At 61.5% G+C, this 16767-nt stretch carries 15 protein-coding genes; 10 read left to right on the top strand and 5 right to left on the bottom strand.

All coding sequences use genetic code 11. The annotated features are described in order from the left end of the window. Positions 1 to 105: 105 nt before the first annotated feature. The 3 genes from dxs to BUE38_RS21165 are packed head-to-tail and all read right to left on the bottom strand — an operon-like array spanning position 106 to position 3221. Positions 106 to 2025 (bottom strand): 1-deoxy-D-xylulose-5-phosphate synthase, encoded by a 1920-nt coding sequence (dxs, locus tag BUE38_RS21175; RefSeq protein WP_073437236.1) that lies wholly within the window; start codon positions 2023 to 2025, stop codon positions 106 to 108. Positions 2026 to 2068: 43 nt separating this feature from the next. Next, the gene (gene ispA, locus BUE38_RS21170) at positions 2069 to 2956 is read right to left on the bottom strand and encodes a (2E,6E)-farnesyl diphosphate synthase (RefSeq protein ID WP_073437235.1); all 888 of its coding nucleotides are present in this window, start codon (positions 2954 to 2956) and stop codon (positions 2069 to 2071) included. Further along, positions 2943 to 3221, bottom strand: a complete 279-nt coding sequence (locus tag BUE38_RS21165; protein WP_073437234.1) for an exodeoxyribonuclease VII small subunit — start codon at positions 3219 to 3221, stop codon at positions 2943 to 2945. The genes ispA and BUE38_RS21165 overlap by 14 nt, the downstream gene beginning before the upstream one ends. Positions 3222 to 3500: 279 nt before the next feature. On the opposite strand from BUE38_RS21165, the gene serA reads away from it, so the two are divergent. From serA to BUE38_RS21130, 7 genes are all read left to right on the top strand, one after another. Further along, positions 3501 to 4751: a phosphoglycerate dehydrogenase gene (gene serA, locus BUE38_RS21160; RefSeq protein ID WP_073437233.1), complete on the top strand. Its 1251-nt coding sequence runs from the start codon at positions 3501 to 3503 to the stop codon at positions 4749 to 4751. Positions 4752 to 5028: 277 nt separating this feature from the next. Continuing rightward, positions 5029 to 5952 carry a DMT family transporter gene (locus BUE38_RS21155; protein WP_073437256.1) on the top strand — a complete coding sequence of 308 codons (924 nt, stop codon included), beginning with the start codon at positions 5029 to 5031 and terminating at the stop codon, positions 5950 to 5952. Positions 5953 to 6399: 447 nt separating this feature from the next. Further along, the gene (locus BUE38_RS21150) at positions 6400 to 7773 is read left to right on the top strand and encodes an 8-oxoguanine deaminase (RefSeq protein WP_073437232.1); all 1374 of its coding nucleotides are present in this window, start codon (positions 6400 to 6402) and stop codon (positions 7771 to 7773) included. Positions 7774 to 7954: 181 nt separating this feature from the next. Then, positions 7955 to 9304, top strand: coding sequence for a uracil-xanthine permease family protein (locus tag BUE38_RS21145; RefSeq protein WP_073437231.1), 1350 nt, complete (start codon positions 7955 to 7957; stop codon positions 9302 to 9304). A gap of 206 nt (positions 9305 to 9510) precedes the next feature. Further along, on the top strand, positions 9511 to 10326 hold the full coding sequence (locus tag BUE38_RS21140; protein ID WP_073437230.1) for an enoyl-CoA hydratase: 816 nt from the start codon (positions 9511 to 9513) through the stop codon (positions 10324 to 10326). A gap of 238 nt (positions 10327 to 10564) precedes the next feature. Then, entirely contained in the window at positions 10565 to 11401 is an 837-nt protein-coding gene (locus BUE38_RS21135) for an IclR family transcriptional regulator (protein WP_073437255.1), read from the top strand. A gap of 15 nt (positions 11402 to 11416) precedes the next feature. Then, entirely contained in the window at positions 11417 to 11794 is a 378-nt protein-coding gene (locus BUE38_RS21130) for a Rieske (2Fe-2S) protein (protein WP_073437229.1), read from the top strand. Between the two features lie 19 nt (positions 11795 to 11813). Here BUE38_RS21130 and BUE38_RS21125 read toward each other — a convergent pair whose 3' ends face one another. Both BUE38_RS21125 and BUE38_RS21120 read right to left on the bottom strand, forming a co-directional pair. Next, the gene (locus BUE38_RS21125) at positions 11814 to 12359 is read right to left on the bottom strand and encodes a MarR family winged helix-turn-helix transcriptional regulator (protein ID WP_084542084.1); all 546 of its coding nucleotides are present in this window, start codon (positions 12357 to 12359) and stop codon (positions 11814 to 11816) included. Positions 12360 to 12468: 109 nt separating this feature from the next. Next, positions 12469 to 13206: a carboxylesterase family protein gene (locus BUE38_RS21120; RefSeq protein WP_073437228.1), complete on the bottom strand. Its 738-nt coding sequence runs from the start codon at positions 13204 to 13206 to the stop codon at positions 12469 to 12471. 369 nt (positions 13207 to 13575) lie between these two features. Here BUE38_RS21120 and hmgA point away from each other — a divergent pair, with 369 nt between their 5' ends. The 3 genes from hmgA to maiA all read left to right on the top strand — a co-directional run bounded on the left by hmgA (position 13576) and on the right by maiA (position 16708). Further along, positions 13576 to 14883, top strand: coding sequence for a homogentisate 1,2-dioxygenase (gene hmgA / locus BUE38_RS21110; protein WP_073437226.1), 1308 nt, complete (start codon positions 13576 to 13578; stop codon positions 14881 to 14883). Positions 14884 to 14983: 100 nt separating this feature from the next. Continuing rightward, positions 14984 to 16015, top strand: coding sequence for a fumarylacetoacetate hydrolase family protein (locus BUE38_RS21105; RefSeq protein ID WP_073437225.1), 1032 nt, complete (start codon positions 14984 to 14986; stop codon positions 16013 to 16015). A gap of 60 nt (positions 16016 to 16075) precedes the next feature. After that, positions 16076 to 16708, top strand: coding sequence for a maleylacetoacetate isomerase (gene maiA, locus BUE38_RS21100; protein ID WP_073437224.1), 633 nt, complete (start codon positions 16076 to 16078; stop codon positions 16706 to 16708). Positions 16709 to 16767: the final 59 nt, after the last annotated feature.

Below are 16767 nucleotides of genomic sequence, written 5' to 3'. Positions count from 1 at the left end.
GCCGCCTCAGAGGGGCGGCCTCGTCCTTCACAATCTCATCTTTCACAACCTCGTCCTTCACAACCCTACTGCTCACAACCCAGCCGCTCGCAGCGGACAGCGAGATCAGCTTTCCAGACGTCGGCGGATCGATGCTTCGATACCGTCGGCATCCAGGCCACAGTCGCGCAGTAGTTCCGCGGGCTTGCCATGCTCGGCAAACGTATCCGGCAGGCCCAGATTGAGTACCGCAACCTGCATCCCATGCGCAGCCAGCAGCTCATTGATACCGCTACCCGCGCCACCGGCGATGACGTTCTCTTCCAGGGTAACCAACACTTGGTGGTCTCGGGCTGCAGCCAGCACTGCCTCGGCATCCAGCGGCTTGACGCTGCGCATGTTGACGTGAGTCGCGTCGAGGCGCTCGGCCACTTCACCCGCGGGGCCGTTGAGGCTGCCGAAGGCCAGCAGAGCGATATCGTTGCCACGTCGACGCTGTTCCGCCTTGCCGATCGCCAGGGGTTCGAGATGCTCGGGGATGACCGTTCCCGGCCCGGTGCCCCGCGGGTAACGCACCGCCGCCGGGCCCGGATGATGATAGGCAGCACTGAGCATGGCTCGGCATTCGGCCTCATCCGCCGGCGCCAGCACCACCATGCCTGGTACGCAACGCAGGTAACTGAGGTCCATGGCCCCATGGTGGGTCGGGCCATCCTCGCCCACCAGGCCGGCACGGTCGATGGCAAAGGTCACATCGAGATCCTGCACGGCGACATCGTGGATAAGCTGGTCATAGCCACGTTGCAGAAAGGTCGAATAGATCGCCACTACCGGTTTCATGTTCTCGCAGGCCATGCCCGCCGCCAGCGTCACCGAGTGCTGCTCGGCGATCGCCACGTCGTAATAGCGCTCGGCATACTCTCGGGAGAAGCGGACCAGATCCGAGCCTTCGCGCATGGCCGGCGTGATACCGATCAGGCGCTCATCCGCCGCCGCCATGTCGCAGATCCAGTCGCCAAACACACTGCAGTACTTTCTTGGTCTGGCGGCAGAGAGCGCTTGAGGCGCCTTGGGGGCGGCCGGAGCGGGAGCAGGCTCACCTTCACTGGGGCGCTCCAACTTGGTGATCGCGTGATAGCCGATGGGGTCTGATTCCGCCGGCAGGAAGCCACGGCCTTTGCAGGTCTTGATGTGCAGGAACTGCGGTCCCTCGAGGTCGCGCATCCCCAGCAGCGCCTGATTCAGTGCCTCGAGATCATGACCATCGATGGGGCCGACATAGTTGAAGCCCATCTCCTCGAACAGTGTCGCAGGACTGACCATGCCCTTGACGTGTTCCTCGGTGCGCCGCGCCAGCTCGAGAGCGCCCGGCAGATGCGAGAGCACCTTCTTGCTGTTCTCGCGCATGCTCTGGTAGGGCTTGCTGACCAGGATACGCGCCAGATAACTGGCCATGCCACCAACATTCTCCGAGATCGACATCTCGTTGTCGTTGAGCACCACCAACAGGTTGGCATTGACGTGCCCGGCATGGGCCAGGGCCTCGAACGCCATGCCTGCGGTCAGGGCACCATCACCGATCACCGCGCAGACGCGACGCTTTTCCCCCTGGCTACGTGCTGCCAGCGCCATGCCCAGTGCCGCCGAGATCGAGGTGCTGGAATGGCCCACACCAAAGGTGTCGTATTCGGATTCAGCGCGGCGCGGAAAGGCCGCCAGACCGCCATAACGGCGGATACTGGTCATCTGCTCGCGGCGCCCGGTGAGAATCTTGTGCGGATAGGCCTGATGGCCCACGTCCCACACCAGGCGGTCATGGGGGGTATTGAAGGCGTGATGCAGCGCCACCGTCAGCTCGACCACGCCCAGCCCTGCACCGAAGTGGCCTCCGGACACTCCCACGCTGTACAGCAGGTACGCGCGCAATTCATCGGCAACACGCTTGAGCTGCGCGGTTGTCATGGCGTGCAGGGCTGCTGGAGAGTCCAGAGTATCAAGCAGAGGCGTGGATGGACGCTCGGTGGGAATAGTATCGAACAGCTTCATGATGGCCCTGTGAGAATTGCCCTGTGAGTATAGCCCTGTGGTGTCAGTGATCGCGCTCGATCATGTAGCGGGCGAGCTCGGCCAGCGGTGCGGCGGCTTCACCAATGGGTGCAAGGGCATCCAGTGCCTCATCAATCAGCGCACTGGCCCGCTCACGCGCCGCTTCCAGCCCGAGCAGTGCCGGGTAGGTTGGCTTGTCGCGGGCAGCATCGGCCCCCGAGGCCTTGCCCAGGGTCGCGGTATCGCCGGTCACATCCAGTACATCGTCATGCACCTGGAAGGCCAACCCCATGGCAGCGGCATAGTGATCCAGCGCCGCCAGGCGAGAATCATCCTCGGCCACAGCCATCAGACCACCAAGACGCACCGCGCCGCGAATCAGTGCACCGGTCTTGTGACGGTGCATGGTTTCAAGTGCCTCCAGCGTGGATCCGCGGCCCACCGCGGCAAGATCCAGCGCCTGACCAGCCGCCATGCCGTCGCGTCCCGAGGCCGATGCAAGACAACGCAACAGCGCCGCCAGGCGTGGTGAGCGCGTTTCTGCCAGCACCTCGAAGGCCAGCGTCTGCAGAGCATCTCCAGCGAGAATCGCCGTGGCTTCATCGAAGGCCTTGTGCACTGTTGGCTGGCCACGACGCAGATCGTCATCGTCCATGGCCGGCAGATCGTCATGCACCAGCGAATAGGCATGAATCAGCTCGATAGCCGCCGCCGGAATATCCAGGTCGTCATCGTCGGCCCCCAGGGCTCGCCCCGCCGCATAGACCAGCACCGGACGCAGCCGCTTGCCACCGACCAACAGGCCATGGCGCATGGCCTGTTCCAGGCGCGGCTCCACTACCTGGCGCCGCTCGAAAAGCTCGCCAAGGTAGCGGTCGACCCGTGCTTGATCAGCAGCCAACCGGGCTGCCAACACATCAGCGTTCACCATGATTCTCCGCCGCGGCACCGAAGGGTGTCAGTTCCATTCCGCCTTCCTCGCTCTCGGTGAGTTGGCGAACCTTGAGCTCTGCTTCATCGAGACGTCGCTGAGCATCGCGGGCCAGAGCAACGCCCTGTTCAAAGGCCTTGAGGGAATCCTCCAGCGATAGTTCGCCAGCCTCCAGTTGCTCGACGAGGCTCTCGAGGCGTTGCATGGTCGAGCCAAAGTCCTGAGGCTCGCCAGTGCTCTTCTGCTGACGGTCTTGAGTTGCCATGCTTCCCCCTCCCAGTGTTGCCCTGAGATGGCTGCGATAGTCACGAAAAAGCGAGTGCGATTGCAAGGGGCGATAGTATACACGCACCGTGTGCCTATTTCGTCAGTTGAGCAACCTGTCCAGCCTACATGCATGCGGCTCATGTCCAGCATCAGGTATTTTCAACGCCGATTTAGCCACATGTGGTAGTCTATGTGCCCTGATTTCGCGCCTTTTCGCTAGCGGGCTATTGCCACAATCTGGTGCCATAGCCAAAAACCTGAGGGGGTTGACTCAACCATGGCCAAAACGTCCCTGGACAAGAGCAAGATCAAGATCCTGCTGCTCGAGGGCGTCCACCAGAGTGCGGTGGATAACTTTCTCAATGCCGGTTACACCAACATCGAACATGTGTCGACGTCGCTGGACGAGGAGTCACTGCTCGAGAAGATACGTGATGTCCACTTCGTCGGCATTCGCTCGCGCACTCAGCTCACCGAGCGTGTGTTCGCGGCGGCCGAGAAGCTGGTTGCCGTAGGCTGTTTCTGCATCGGTACCAATCAGGTCGACCTCACCGCCGCCCTGATACGCGGTATCCCGGTCTTCAATGCCCCCTACTCCAATACCCGCTCGGTCGCCGAACTGGTGCTGGCGGAAGCCATCATGCTGCTGCGTGGCATTCCCGAGAAGAACGCCAGGGCCCATCAGGGTGGCTGGCTGAAGAATGCGAAGAACAGCCATGAGGCCCGAGGCAAGACACTGGGCATTGTCGGCTATGGCAGCATCGGCTCTCAGCTGTCAGTACTGGCCGAGGCATTGGGCTTCGACGTCATCTACTACGACGCCATCACCAAGCTCGGCATGGGTAATGCCCGCCAGGTGGCCAGCCTCGAGGAACTGCTCGCCCGCTCCGACGTGGTCACCCTGCATGTTCCGGATCTGCCTTCCACCCGCTGGATGATCGACGAAGAGAAGATCGCGCTGATGAAGCCCGGTTCGATTCTGATCAATGCCGCACGTGGCAGCGTGGTGGTCATCGAAGCGCTGGCCGAAGCCATCAAGGAAGGCCGCCTGAATGGTGCCGCCATCGATGTCTTCCCGGTCGAGCCCAAGGGCAATGATGAAGAGTTCGTCAGCCCGCTGCGTGGCCTGGAGAACGTAATCCTGACCCCGCACATCGGCGGCTCGACGCTGGAAGCTCAGGAGAACATCGGCGTCGAGGTGTCCGAGAAACTGGTCACCTTCTCCGACAACGGCTCCACCGTCACTTCGGTCAACTTCCCGGAAGTGGCCCTGCCGGCACACCCGGACAAGCATCGCCTGCTGCACATCCACGAGAACGTGCCTGGCGTGCTTTCCGAGATCAACCGCGTGCTGTCGGAAAACGATATCAACATCTCCGGCCAGTACCTGCAGACCAACAACAAGGTCGGCTATGTGGTGATCGATGTCGACAAGGCCTACGGCGAACAGGCTCTGGAAGCGCTGCGTGAGGTCAATCACACCCTGCGCACTCGAGTGCTGTACTCGGAAACCAACTATGTCGAGTAACACCAATTGGGTCGAGTGACACCGAGTAACAACGACGCCAGTCTGTTCTGGTGATTCCATCGCCGCCTTCCTTCCGAAGGCGGCGATGTCGTTTCAGGAGCAGCGCAGAGGGGGTACCGCAAGCCCGTCGACGGGACTATGCTCAAACGTCGGCGTCGTTCCAGAAGACGCACCCCCCACTTCCATGTGGGTCGGCTATATCCGTTCCAGACGGATAAATGCACTTCCCACGTCCATGTGGGTCGCCTATCACATTTACGATGAAAAGGAATTCGGTATGCCAACCGGGCTGGCCTATCTGATTGTTGTTCTGGTCTGGGCCTCGACGCCTCTCGCCATCAAGTGGAGTGCCGAAGGCGGCGCGCCGGTCGGCAGTGTCATGCTACGCATGGCGACCGCGCTGGTTGTCGGTGGATTCCTGTTGCTGTTGTTGCGCCGCAGGCCGCGCTTCGACCGTCGTGCGCTGCTGAGCTATGCCGCTGCCGTTCCCGGTGTCTTCGGTGCCATGGCTCTCAGCTACCAGGCCTCCCAATACCTGCCATCCGGCATGCTTTCGGTCATGTTCGGCATGGCTCCACTGATCTCCGGCCTGATCCTGCAGGCGCTACCCGGTGCGACACGTCTACGCCGCTGGCACTGGCTAGGCTGTGCGTTAGGGGTCGCGGGCCTCGGCGTGGTCTTCCTCGACAGCCTCGGCGTTCAGGGCAGCGCCCAGCAGTTGGCTCTGGTCATGATGCTGCTGGCAGTCACCCTGTTCAGCGGCAGTGGCATTGCCGTACAACGAGTCGCCGCCGGTCTCGACCCGCTGACTCAGACCGTAGGTGCTCTCGCCCTGTCGATGCCCTGCTTCCTGGTTCTGTGGTTGAGCAGCGGTGAATCCCTGTCGATTCCGCTGACCCATCGCGGCCTGTGGTCGGTCATCTACCTGGCACTGTTCGGCTCGGTGGTCGGTTTCCTCTGCTACTACCTGATCCTGTCACGCCTGCATGCCGCCACCGTGGCACTGGTTACCCTGATCACTCCTGTGCTGGCGATGACCCTGGGCATGCTGCTCAACCAGGAGGCTCCCTCGCCCTCGATGCTGGTGGGCGCGGTACTGATCCTCATCGCCCTCGGGTGCTACCTGTTCGGTGACCGCCTGACAAGACGCAAGGCACGTCAGGCGGCGCTGGCCGAGGACAGCACCGAAGTCTCGAGCTGACCAGCCACCCTGCTGCAGGCAGGCTCCAGCCACACTACTCCTTTACTTCTTTCGCCAGCAGCACGCTCCGGGGCCAGCGCGCCCCGGAAAGCCTGTGCTCGTGCGCTCTTCGACTAACGACTGATGATGACTTTCGCCTCTGTTCCTGGGTGGAAGTGGCTGGTATAGCGCATGATTTTCCAAAGGCGCCGTAACAGGCCCGACAACGCCGGGTAGAAACGCTTGACATTCCCCCCCGGACAATCTCATTTTGTACACAATAACTACCAATAACTGTGCATCAATTTGAAGCATTGATGCATGCAATGCACCAGATTGACGCATTTTGCGTCTGGTGCAGCCATGATTGAAGGCACCTGAACCAGGTATCCCATCGAGGCCCGGACCTCATGGCACTTGCGATGCTTGGGTAACCCTTCGCCTTGCGAAGCCACCCAGGAGGACAGCATGACTCAACCCGATACAGCAGCGGACAAGCAGCAGAACCTGTGGATCCGCCACCCTCTAGCGGTCAGCGATGAAGCCGCAGCCGGCGGCATCGTCATCCGCAATGGTCGTATTGTCGAGGTCGTGGCCCGTGGCGCCACCCCGACCACTGTCATCGATCAGACCTTCGATGCCTCACAGCACGTCCTGTTGCCGGGCCTGGTCAACACCCACCACCATTTCTATCAGACCCTGACTCGGGCCTATTCCCCAGCGCTCAACAAGGAATTGTTTCCCTGGCTGACCACGCTCTATGACGTCTGGGCCAACCTGACCGAGGATCAGTTGGCACTGGCCAGTGAGCTGGCCATGGTCGAACTGCTGATGAGTGGCTGCACCACCGTCGCGGATCACCATTACGTTTTCTCCGGGGCACTGCAGCATGCCATCGACATTCAGGTCGAGACCGCCCGTCGCCTCAAGGTACGTGCCGCACTGACACGAGGCTCGATGAGTGTCGGCCGCGACGATGGCGGCCTACCACCACAGTCCGTGGTCCAGGACGAGGCGACCATTCTCGACGAGAGTGCACGCCTGATCGACGCCTATCACGAGCGTGGCGAGGGCGCCATGATCACTCTGGCGCTGGCGCCCTGTTCTCCCTTCTCGGTCAGCCGCGAGCTGATGCAGGACAGTGCCCGCCTGGCGGAAGAGCGCGACGTTCGCCTGCACACCCACCTCGCCGAGACCGAGGACGAAACCAACTACTGTCAGAAGCTGTTCGGCATGCGCCCGCTGGATTACCTCGAGGCCACCGGCTGGCTGTCCAACCGTACCTGGCTGGCCCACGGTATTCATTTCAATGATGACGAGGTCCAGCGCCTCGGTGCCGCCGGTACCGGCATCGCCCATTGCCCTTCATCCAACATGGTGCTGGGCTCCGGCATGTGCCGCACCCTGGAACTCGAGGCCGCTGGCTGCCCGGTCGGGCTGGCCGTGGATGGTTCCGCATCCGCCGATCACTCGAATCTCGCCGAGGAAATGCGCCAGGCCATGCTGATCGGCCGCCTGCGTTACTCACCCAGCCAGGTACGCCATCAGGACGTGATTCGCTGGGCTACCCAGGGCTCGGCCGGTTGCCTGGGGCGCAGTGACATCGGCGGCCTCAAGGTCGGCCAACAGGCAGATCTGGCGATGTTCCGGCTGGACGAGGCACGCTTCTCCGGGGCCGAGAACCCGCTGGCCGCGCTACTGCTGTGCGGTGCCCATCGGGCCGACCGTGTGATGGTCGCCGGGCAATGGCGAGTGGCCGATGGTCAGCCACTGGATGTCGACCTTGAAGCACTACTGGCCCGCCATGATGCGGCTGCGCGTCAGCTGCGCCAGGCTGTCTAGGCTTTTCGTACAAGTCCCGGGGTTCGGCAGCGATCACGGGAAGAAGGGAGCAGTACTCAACACATTCACATAATCGGTCATCGTGTCCGCGGCAGTCGCCTCCGGAATGCCCGAGGTGACACTCGACACGATCTCCGGGTTTCAACAGGTTCAACGACAATGACAACAGGAGAACCCGACCATGGCGACCAATGAATCGATTGCCGAAGAGAACGACAAGCGGCAGATACGCAGTACCCATGACGTCAATGCCATGCCGCCACTCAGCCGGGCGATTCCGCTCGGCCTGCAACATGTGCTGGCGATGTTCGTGGGTAACGTGACAGTCCCCATCATCATTGCCGGGGCCGCCGACCTTCCCGCCGATCAGACCGCCTTCATGATTCAGGCAGCGATGTTCGTGGCCGGTATCGCGACCCTGGTGCAATCCCTGGGGCTGGGTCCCATCGGGGCACGTCTGCCGATTGTCATGGGCACCAGCTTCGGCTTCGTCCCGGTGCTGATCCCGATCGCCGTCGGCATGGGGCTACCCGCTGCCCTGGGCGCAGCGCTCTGCGGCGGTATCGCCATGGCCATTGTCGGGCTGTTCCTGCCGATCTTCCGCTTCCTGTTCCCGCCAGTGGTGACCGGCACCTTTGTGGTGATGCTCGGAACCCTGTTGATGCCCGTTGGTTTCCTCTACCTGGGCGGCGGCGGCGGTGCCTCGGACTTCGGTGCGCCCCACCATATCGCGTTGGGTGCGCTGGTTTTCGTGGCCACTCTGGCACTGCACCAGTACGGCCGTGGCATCTGGTCAGAAATGGCCCCTCTGCTGGGCCTGGTGATCGGTTACTTCACAGCGCTGGGGTTCGGCTATATCGACCTCGGCAACATCGCCAACGCTGGCTGGGTCTCACTGCCGGTACCACTGCACATCGGTCTGGAATTCCATGCCGCAGCCATCGTGCCGGTGGTGCTGCTCGCTGTCGTCACCTGCGCGGAGTCAATCGGTGACATCGTTGGCACCACGGCAGGCGGTCTCAACCGTGAGCCGACGGCGAAGGAACTGTCGGGCGGAGTCATGGCCGACGGCCTGGCCAGCGTCTTCGCCGCCATCTTCAACGCCTTTCCCCAGATCAGCTTCAGCCAGAACGTCGGCATGGTCGCATTGACTGGCGTGGTCAGCCGTTACGTGGTGGCCATCGGTGGTGCCTTCCTGCTATTCGCTGGTCTGGTGCCCAAGCTCGGTGCCCTGATCAACAGCATTCCCAACTCGGTCCTCGGTGGTGCAGTACTGATCATGTTCGGCATGATTGCCAGTGCCGGCATCAAGATGCTGGCCAGTATCGACTTCAACAAGCGCAATATGGTGATCATCGGCGTGTCGCTGTCCGCCGCCATCGGCCTGCCGGCCCAGGAAGGTCTGTACGCCAACCTCAATGAAAACATCCAAGCGATCATTCACTCCGGCCTGATTCCAGGCGCACTGTTCGCCATCGTCCTCAACCTGGTACTGCCGCGCAAGGAGCGTACCTTCCGCGACAGCGTCTAGTGTGGCATCCCCCCCATTTGTACCGGGACTGCAGCTCGCCTCGGCGGGCTGTTCTCCTTGTGCACCGGGACAGGAACATCCGGAAGGAGCGGCACAGAAGAGCTGCCGCGGATTCGACCCGCTCATTGTCCTTTGGTCGCACAGTTCCCCCGCAAGCGGCCGGAGCAAGCTAGTCTGGCGACGACGGAAAAGCCGGAGACCCACCAATGAGCCAACATCAGCTGGCGACCAGCCATGCCACCAGTCCGGGTGCCCCGGTACTGTGTCACCACGACCGCGGGGTCGCCACTCTGACCCTCAGCCGGCCCGACAGCTACAACGCGCTGTCGATCGAGATGCTCACTGCACTCGAGGAGGCTCTGACGGAGCTCAATGATGATCACGCGCTGTGCGCACTGGTGATTGCCGCTGAAGGTAGAGCCTTCTGTGCCGGACACGATCTTCACGAGATGCAGGAAATGGGCAACGAGGATGACTATCGCCAGTTGTTTGCCCACTGCAGTCGAGTCATGCAGCGCCTTCAGGAGTTCCCGGTGCCGGTCATTGCTCGGGTCCAGGGGGTGGCGACGGCAGCCGGCTGCCAACTGGTAGCCAGCTGCGACATGGCAGTTGCGGCTCAGTCGGCGCGCTTCGCCGTTTCCGGCATCAACGTCGGCCTGTTCTGCTCGACCCCCGCAGTAGCGTTGACGCGCAGCATCTCACCCAAGCGCGCGGCGGAGATGCTGTTCACCGGTGATTTCATCGACGCCGACACGGCGCTCGACTGGGGGCTGGTCAACCGCATTGCCGAGGATGCCGAGCTCGACAATGAGCTTGCCCGGCTGCTGGACAGTCTGCGCAGCAAAAGCCGCATTGCGCTGACCACCGGCAAGGCACTGCTGAGCCGCCAGCGCACACTGCCGCTGGGGCAGGCCTATGCCTTTGCCGGCGAGGTGATGGCCAGCAACATGATGGCCGAGGATGTCAGCGAAGGCATCGACGCCTTCATCAACAAGCGGCCTCCGGACTGGCAGCACCGCTGAGCCACCATCAGCCTCCCCTATTACACGGAGGAAGCGTGGATTCCGGCTGTTTCAGCAGGATCATGGAATTGTTTTCCGCAAACGAGACAGCCCCTCGCTCAGACGGTATGCTATTGAAATTGAAATGCGAATACCTGCCGACGGCCACAAGCTGGCGGCGACGGGTTCACGGCAATTCGAGCACGCGCCGGTTCACAGCGAACGCAAATACCTGGCGCACGCAAGGGAGAAGATAACGGTGACCGAAGGCAAACGCAGGACGGCGGGGCGCCCCGCTTCAGGCAAGGTCAGTGGCGGGCACAGCCAGTCATTGGTGCGCGGACTCAATCTGCTGGAGCGCCTCGCGGCTCACCCCGGCGGTCTGGCACTCTCCGATATTGCCGAGCAGTCCGACCTTGCTCCCTCGACCACCCATCGCCTGCTGCAGGCCCTGCAGAGTCAGGGCTTCATCACTCAGGATGAGAGCCTCGGTGTGTGGCGCATTGACGTCAAGACCTTCCGCATCGGCAACAGCTTCCTCGAGGCGCGAGACTTTGTCGGCACCAGCCGCCCGTATCTGCGCCGCCTGACCCGGGAAACCGGTGAAACCGCCAACCTGGGTGTCCGTGACGGTGCCACGGCAGTCTTCCTGGCCCAGAGTGAGTCCGCTCAGATGATGCGCATGATCACTCGTCTCGGCTCGCGCGCACCACTGCACGCTTCCGGCGTCGGCAAGGCTCTGCTGGCCTGGCTACCCGAGGACGAGCTGGACTGGGTACTTGCCGAACGCGGCCTGGAAGGGGTCACCGTCAATACCATGACCAACCCCACCGAAGTGCGCCGAGCCATGGCCGAGATTCGCCAGAGCGGCTATGCCTGTGATCGCGAAGAACACGCCATTGGCCTGCACTGCGTCGCCGCCTGCATCCACAATGAGTTGGGAACACCACTGGCGGCCATCTCAGTGTCCGGCCCGTTGGCGCGCATCCCCGACAGCCGCCTCGCCGCACTGGGCGAGCTGGTACGCGATACCGCTCACGAGATCACCGCTCAGTTGGGTGGACGGGTGCCGTCCCCCGATGATGTCCGTTCCTGACGCGGGGCCATCAGCATGAACGATGCCTGGCGCAACTATCGCTCGGCTCCTCCGATCGGTACTCAAGTCCTCAGGGCCAGCGAGATCGGGCGCAACCAAAGCCGTTGCGTCAGTGTCGAGAGTGACAACGGGCGCTTCCCACTGGTCATGGTGCGGGATGCTGAAGGCCAGCTACACGCCTGGGTCAACGCCTGCCCCCACCAGTACCTGCCACTGGATGGCCGCGGCGACAATATCCTCAGCCGTGATGGCGACCTACTGATATGCACCAGTCATCAGGCCACCTTTCGTGTGGACACTGGCGAAGGGATCTCCGGCCCGGCTCAGGGCGAAGCCCTTGAGCCGGTACCGGTGATGGAGGATGCCGATGGTTGGCTGGTGATTGGCGCCTGAGACGCCAATGACCGAATACTCAATCCGTCGGCGAACCCGGCATTTCCATGGGATCTCCGGAGCGATCCTGTACCCTGTTGCCGTTCGCCTCGATACGGCCGAGCTGACGCTCCAGCTTACCCATGATGTTCATCAGGTCACGGTATTCATGGACGCCAAGCGTCGCCAACAGCTCTGACTCCCATTGCCGGGCTTCCGGTATCAATGACTCCAGCAGCACCTGTCCATCGGGCGTCAGACATAGCTCGTGCACCCGCTGATCCCGGGAAGATGGTGTGCGTTGGATCAAACCACGTTCTTCCAGTGCCTGTACCGCCCGCGAGACTCTAGCCTTGTCCATACGTGTCGCCTGGCAGATCTGCCGCGCCGATAACTGATCAAGGTGAGACAACCAGGCCAGCACCCGCCACTCGGCAATATTGAGTTGATAACGCTCGGCATAGAGCTGGGCCAACGCCTGACTGATGCGATCAGCCAGACAGTTGAGCCGATAGGGCAGAAACTGCTGAAGATCCAGCTCTGGTTTGGCAGAGGAAGGCGATGCATCACGCTCGGTCAGGGACATCTCACCAGGGCTCCTTGAGTGGCGGTGGTGAAGGCGAAGGAGGCAACACGATACCGAGGCCCGGTGGTGGCAGCAACGCAGCCAGGCGTGCCTGCAGGCCTCGGCACCATCACTGGGTCTGCGCCTCAGTGGCTTCTGCAGTCGAGCGCTGCATCAGCCAATCGGTCAGCTCAGGCTCGGCCAGAGCACGCTGCCAGACATCGGAGTGATCGGCATCGGAATAGACGGTCAGCGTGACATCACGCCCCAGCGCCTTCAGGCCTTCCACCATATCCACCGACTCCGATAGCGAAATGACGTCATCACGGGCGCCGTGGAAGACCCAGAAGGCAACGTCTTCCCCTGTGCGTCCCAGGTAACGGGCAATACCACCTCCCGCAATCGGCACCACGCCAGCAAAGGTCTCGGGATATTGCTCCGACATCATCCAGGCACCATAGGCGCCGCGACTGTAACCGACCACGGAAATCCGACTTTCGTCCACGCGATAACGCTCAACCACATCGTCCAGCAACGTCTTGACCCGCTCGATGGGGAAGAACAGCTCGGTATAGGGGTTCTGTGGCGAAAGGATGATGAAGGGAAACTCCTGCCCCTGCTCGACCAACAGCGGCAAGCCTCCGGTCCTGAGCTTGTCGATATCATCACCGCTTTCGTCGCCACCATGCAGATACAGCACCAACGGATAGTCCCCTTCGGTGCTGGCGTAATCATCCGGTAGGTACACCAGGTACTGCATCCGGGTCTCGACGTCCTTCTCCATCACTTCCGCTGTCTGCTCTGCGTGCACACTCGCAGTCACCAGCAGCAATGCACAAAGCCCCCAGCGCTTGACCATGTTGAGCATTCGAACCCTCCTGTCCCGGGGAATATGAATGACTCAGCATAGCCCAGACGCCATGCAGCCCCTCAGAGAGAAGAGGTATTCGTCTTGTGACATGGGGTATGTCATCAATCGGCTACATACCGATCAGATGAAACCAAATTATAGAATACTTCCTCACTCCAAAGTCTACATCATGGCCAACATACTGATGAAGATCGATAAATTATGGCTCAATGGCTGAATCCATCCAAGGCAAGCGAGACATCTCTGGACAATTAGTTTCATTTGAAACTAAAATTCCATCATATCCTCAGCCATGGAAGCGAGTGATCGGCGAAGCCGTAGCCTGCCGGCGCTCTACCGTCAGCCACTCGACTCTGGAGATTCGCCATGACGCTATCGCTTGAATACCAATCCGGCTTTCGCAACCACTTCGCTACCGAAGCTCTGCCCGGAGCTTTGCCTCAAGGGCAGAACTCCCCACAGAAGGTGGCGTATGGCCTGTATGCCGAGCAACTGACCGGCTCGGCCTTCACCGCGCCACGCAGCCACAACCTGCGCAGCTGGCTGTATCGCATTCGCCCCTCGGTGGCACAGAGCGCCTACCTTCCGCTGGGTGAGGGCGCCATGGTCACAGCACCGCTGAGCCAACCGGCTGCAGACCCCAACCAGATGCGCTGGGATCCCTGCTCGCTGCCGGATGCCCCGACTGATTTCGTCGATGGGTTGCTGACCATTGCCGTCAATGGCGACGCCGGCACCCAGACCGGCTGCGGTATCCATGTCTATGCCTTCAACCAGGACATGACCCAGCGCTTCTTCTACAACGCCGATGGTGAGATGCTGATCGTGCCTCAACTCGGCACACTGCAGCTGCGTACCGAGTTCGGCGAGATCACGGCCGGAAACGGCGAGATCGCAGTCATTCCCCGCGGGGTGAAATTCCAGGTACGCCTGACCGAGGGACATGACGCAGCACGCGGCTATATCTGCGAGAACTACGGCAGCCCCTTCGAACTACCCGGTCTGGGACCGATCGGTGCCAATGGCCTGGCCAACCCACGTGATTTCCAGACCCCTGTAGCCGCCTACGAAGATGTCTCCGGCGACTTTGAGCTGGTGGCGAGATTCTCCGGTCGCCTGTGGGTCACCAGGCTCGACCACTCACCACTGGATGTGGTGGCCTGGCATGGCAACTATGCTCCCTGGAAGTACGACCTGGCCCACTTCAATACCATCAACACCGTGAGCTTCGATCACCCGGACCCATCGATCTTTACCGTGCTGACGTCATGCTCCGACACCGAGGGCATGGCCAATATCGACTTCGTGATCTTCCCTCCGCGCTGGATGGTGGCCGAGCAGACCTTCCGCCCACCCTATTTCCATCGCAACCTGATGAGTGAATTCATGGGGCTGATCCATGGGGAATACGATGCCAAGGCCGAGGGCTTCCTGCCCGGCGGTGCCAGCCTGCATAACTGCATGTCACCCCACGGTCCGGATGCCAGCACTTTCGAGAAGGCCAGCGAGGCAGAGTTGGCACCTCAGTACCAGGCAGCCACCCTCGCCTTCATGTTCGAGAGCCGCTACGTATTCCAGCCCACGGAGAAGGCCCTGTCTGCCGACTTCCGACAACGCGACTATGTCGATGTCTGGCAGGGGCTCAAATCCCACTTCACTCCCGAACAGCCGTGAAGTGCACCAAACACCAATAAACGCTGGCACCAATAGACGCTGGTCATCGAATACCACAGCGAACCCACACAGCGAAGAATTCACCTGACAAGGATCTCTCATGAAGCTTGCCACTTTGAAAAGCACCACATCGAAAAGCGCTCGTGACGGAGAATTGATTGTCGTCTCTCGCGACCTCCGCCGTGCGCTCCGCGTGCCGCATATCGCCGCCACCCTGCAACAGGCCGTGGAAGCCTGGGATGAACTGTCTCCTCGCCTGAATGACGTCTATCAAGCGCTCAATGAGGGCAAGGCAGACGAGGCCTTCGACCTCGATATGCAAACCCTGCATTCCCCTCTGCCGCGAACCTATCACTGGGCTGATGGTTCGGCCTATCTCAACCACGTGCAACTGGTCCGCCAGGCGCGCAATGCCGAGATGCCGGAAACCTTCTGGAGAGACCCGCTGATGTACCAGGGCGGTGGTGACAGCTTCCTTGGCCCCTATGACGATATCGAGGCGATCAGCGAAGACCACGGTATCGACTTCGAGGGCGAGATCGCAGTGATCACCGACGACGTGCCGATGGCCGTCACCCCGGAGCAGGCCGCAGATCACATCAAGCTGATCATGCTGGTCAACGATGTCAGTCTACGCGGCCTGATTCCCGGCGAACTGGCCAAGGGTTTCGGCTTCTTCCAGGCCAAGCCGGCTTCCAGCTTCTCACCGATCTGTGTCACCCCGGATGAGCTGGGTGATGCCTGGCAGGACGGTCGCGTGCACCTGCCGCTGACCGTGCATCTCAATGGCGAGAAGTTCGGCGAGCCCGAGGCTGGCCCCGACATGATCTTCAACTTCCCGCAACTGGTGGCTCACGCGGCGCGCACCCGCCATCTCGGCGCAGGTGCGGTGGTCGGCTCCGGTACGGTCTCCAACCCCGATGCCAATGGAGGTCCTGGCAAGCCGATTACTGACGGCGGCGTCGGCTATAGCTGCCTGGCGGAGGTCCGCATGGTCGAGAAGATCCTGCATGGCGACAGCAGGACGCCGTTCATGCGCTTCGGTGACCGGGTGCGTATCGAGATGTTCGACCGTGATGGCACCAGTATCTTCGGCGCGATCGACCAGCAGGTGGTCAAGTACAACTCCTGAGACGGGACCTGCCCCGGCCAACCACCGCCTCTCTGCCCCGCAACCTCCGGGAGCTTGCCCATGCAGCTATACGACTACTTCCGCTCGTCAGCGGCCTATCGTGTGCGTATCGTCGCCAATCTCAAGGGTATCGAGCTGGAACAGGTTCCAGTCAACCTGGTCAAGGGTGAACAACGCAGCGACACCCACCTGAGCCGTAATGCCCAGGGGCTGGTACCCACCCTGGTGACCAACGATGGTGAGTGCCTGACCCAGTCACTGGCCATCTGTGAGTATCTGGAGGAATGCTTCCCTGAACCTGCTCTGCTCCCCTCAGACCCGATCGCCCGAGCCAGAGTGCGCGCGTTGTGCCAGGTCATCGCCTGCGAGATTCACCCGCTCAATAACCTGCGCGTACTCAAGCACCTTACCGGAGAGTTGGGACTCTCTGACGATAACAAACTGGCCTGGTACCGCCACTGGGTCCGCCTGGGGTTCGACGCCGTCGAAGCAATGCTCGATGCCAGCAGTGACTTCTGTCATGGCGACAATCCAACGCTGGCCGATGTCTGCCTGGTTCCCCAGGTGTTCAATGCCGAACGCTTCGAGTGTGACCTGGGCCCCTACCCCCGCATTCGTACCGTCACCGAACGTGCACGTGCGCTGGATGCCTTTGCCGGGGCTGCGCCCGGTAAACAGGCAGATGCTATCTGAGTTACCATAAGCGGGCTAAACAAAAGCTTCCCTGATCATGGCGCAATGCCCTCGGGGAA

The organism is Halomonas cupida (assembly GCF_900142755.1).
Classification (GTDB): domain Bacteria; phylum Pseudomonadota; class Gammaproteobacteria; order Pseudomonadales; family Halomonadaceae; genus Halomonas; species Halomonas cupida.
Note: the sequence above shows the minus strand (reverse complement) of the source record. Positions and strands in the feature narration are given on the sequence as shown.

What these genes read in the sequence shown, in the direction of transcription:
- BUE38_RS21140 (WP_073437230.1), top strand. Translation starts at nt 9,511, where the DNA reads ATGAGCCAACATCAGCTGGCGACCAGCCATGCCACCAGTCCGGGTGCC.
- BUE38_RS21130 (WP_073437229.1), top strand. Translation starts at nt 11,417, where the DNA reads ATGAACGATGCCTGGCGCAACTATCGCTCGGCTCCTCCGATCGGTACT.
- BUE38_RS21165 (WP_073437234.1), bottom strand. Translation starts at nt 3,221, where the DNA reads ATGGCAACTCAAGACCGTCAGCAGAAGAGCACTGGCGAGCCTCAGGAC.
- ispA (WP_073437235.1), bottom strand. Translation starts at nt 2,956, where the DNA reads ATGGTGAACGCTGATGTGTTGGCAGCCCGGTTGGCTGCTGATCAAGCA.
- serA (WP_073437233.1), top strand. Translation starts at nt 3,501, where the DNA reads ATGGCCAAAACGTCCCTGGACAAGAGCAAGATCAAGATCCTGCTGCTC.
- BUE38_RS21125 (WP_084542084.1), bottom strand. Translation starts at nt 12,359, where the DNA reads ATGTCCCTGACCGAGCGTGATGCATCGCCTTCCTCTGCCAAACCAGAG.
- BUE38_RS21155 (WP_073437256.1), top strand. Translation starts at nt 5,029, where the DNA reads ATGCCAACCGGGCTGGCCTATCTGATTGTTGTTCTGGTCTGGGCCTCG.
- BUE38_RS21150 (WP_073437232.1), top strand. Translation starts at nt 6,400, where the DNA reads ATGACTCAACCCGATACAGCAGCGGACAAGCAGCAGAACCTGTGGATC.
- BUE38_RS21120 (WP_073437228.1), bottom strand. Translation starts at nt 13,206, where the DNA reads ATGCTCAACATGGTCAAGCGCTGGGGGCTTTGTGCATTGCTGCTGGTG.
- BUE38_RS21105 (WP_073437225.1), top strand. Translation starts at nt 14,984, where the DNA reads ATGAAGCTTGCCACTTTGAAAAGCACCACATCGAAAAGCGCTCGTGAC.
- maiA (WP_073437224.1), top strand. Translation starts at nt 16,076, where the DNA reads ATGCAGCTATACGACTACTTCCGCTCGTCAGCGGCCTATCGTGTGCGT.
- hmgA (WP_073437226.1), top strand. Translation starts at nt 13,576, where the DNA reads ATGACGCTATCGCTTGAATACCAATCCGGCTTTCGCAACCACTTCGCT.
- dxs (WP_073437236.1), bottom strand. Translation starts at nt 2,025, where the DNA reads ATGAAGCTGTTCGATACTATTCCCACCGAGCGTCCATCCACGCCTCTG.
- BUE38_RS21145 (WP_073437231.1), top strand. Translation starts at nt 7,955, where the DNA reads ATGGCGACCAATGAATCGATTGCCGAAGAGAACGACAAGCGGCAGATA.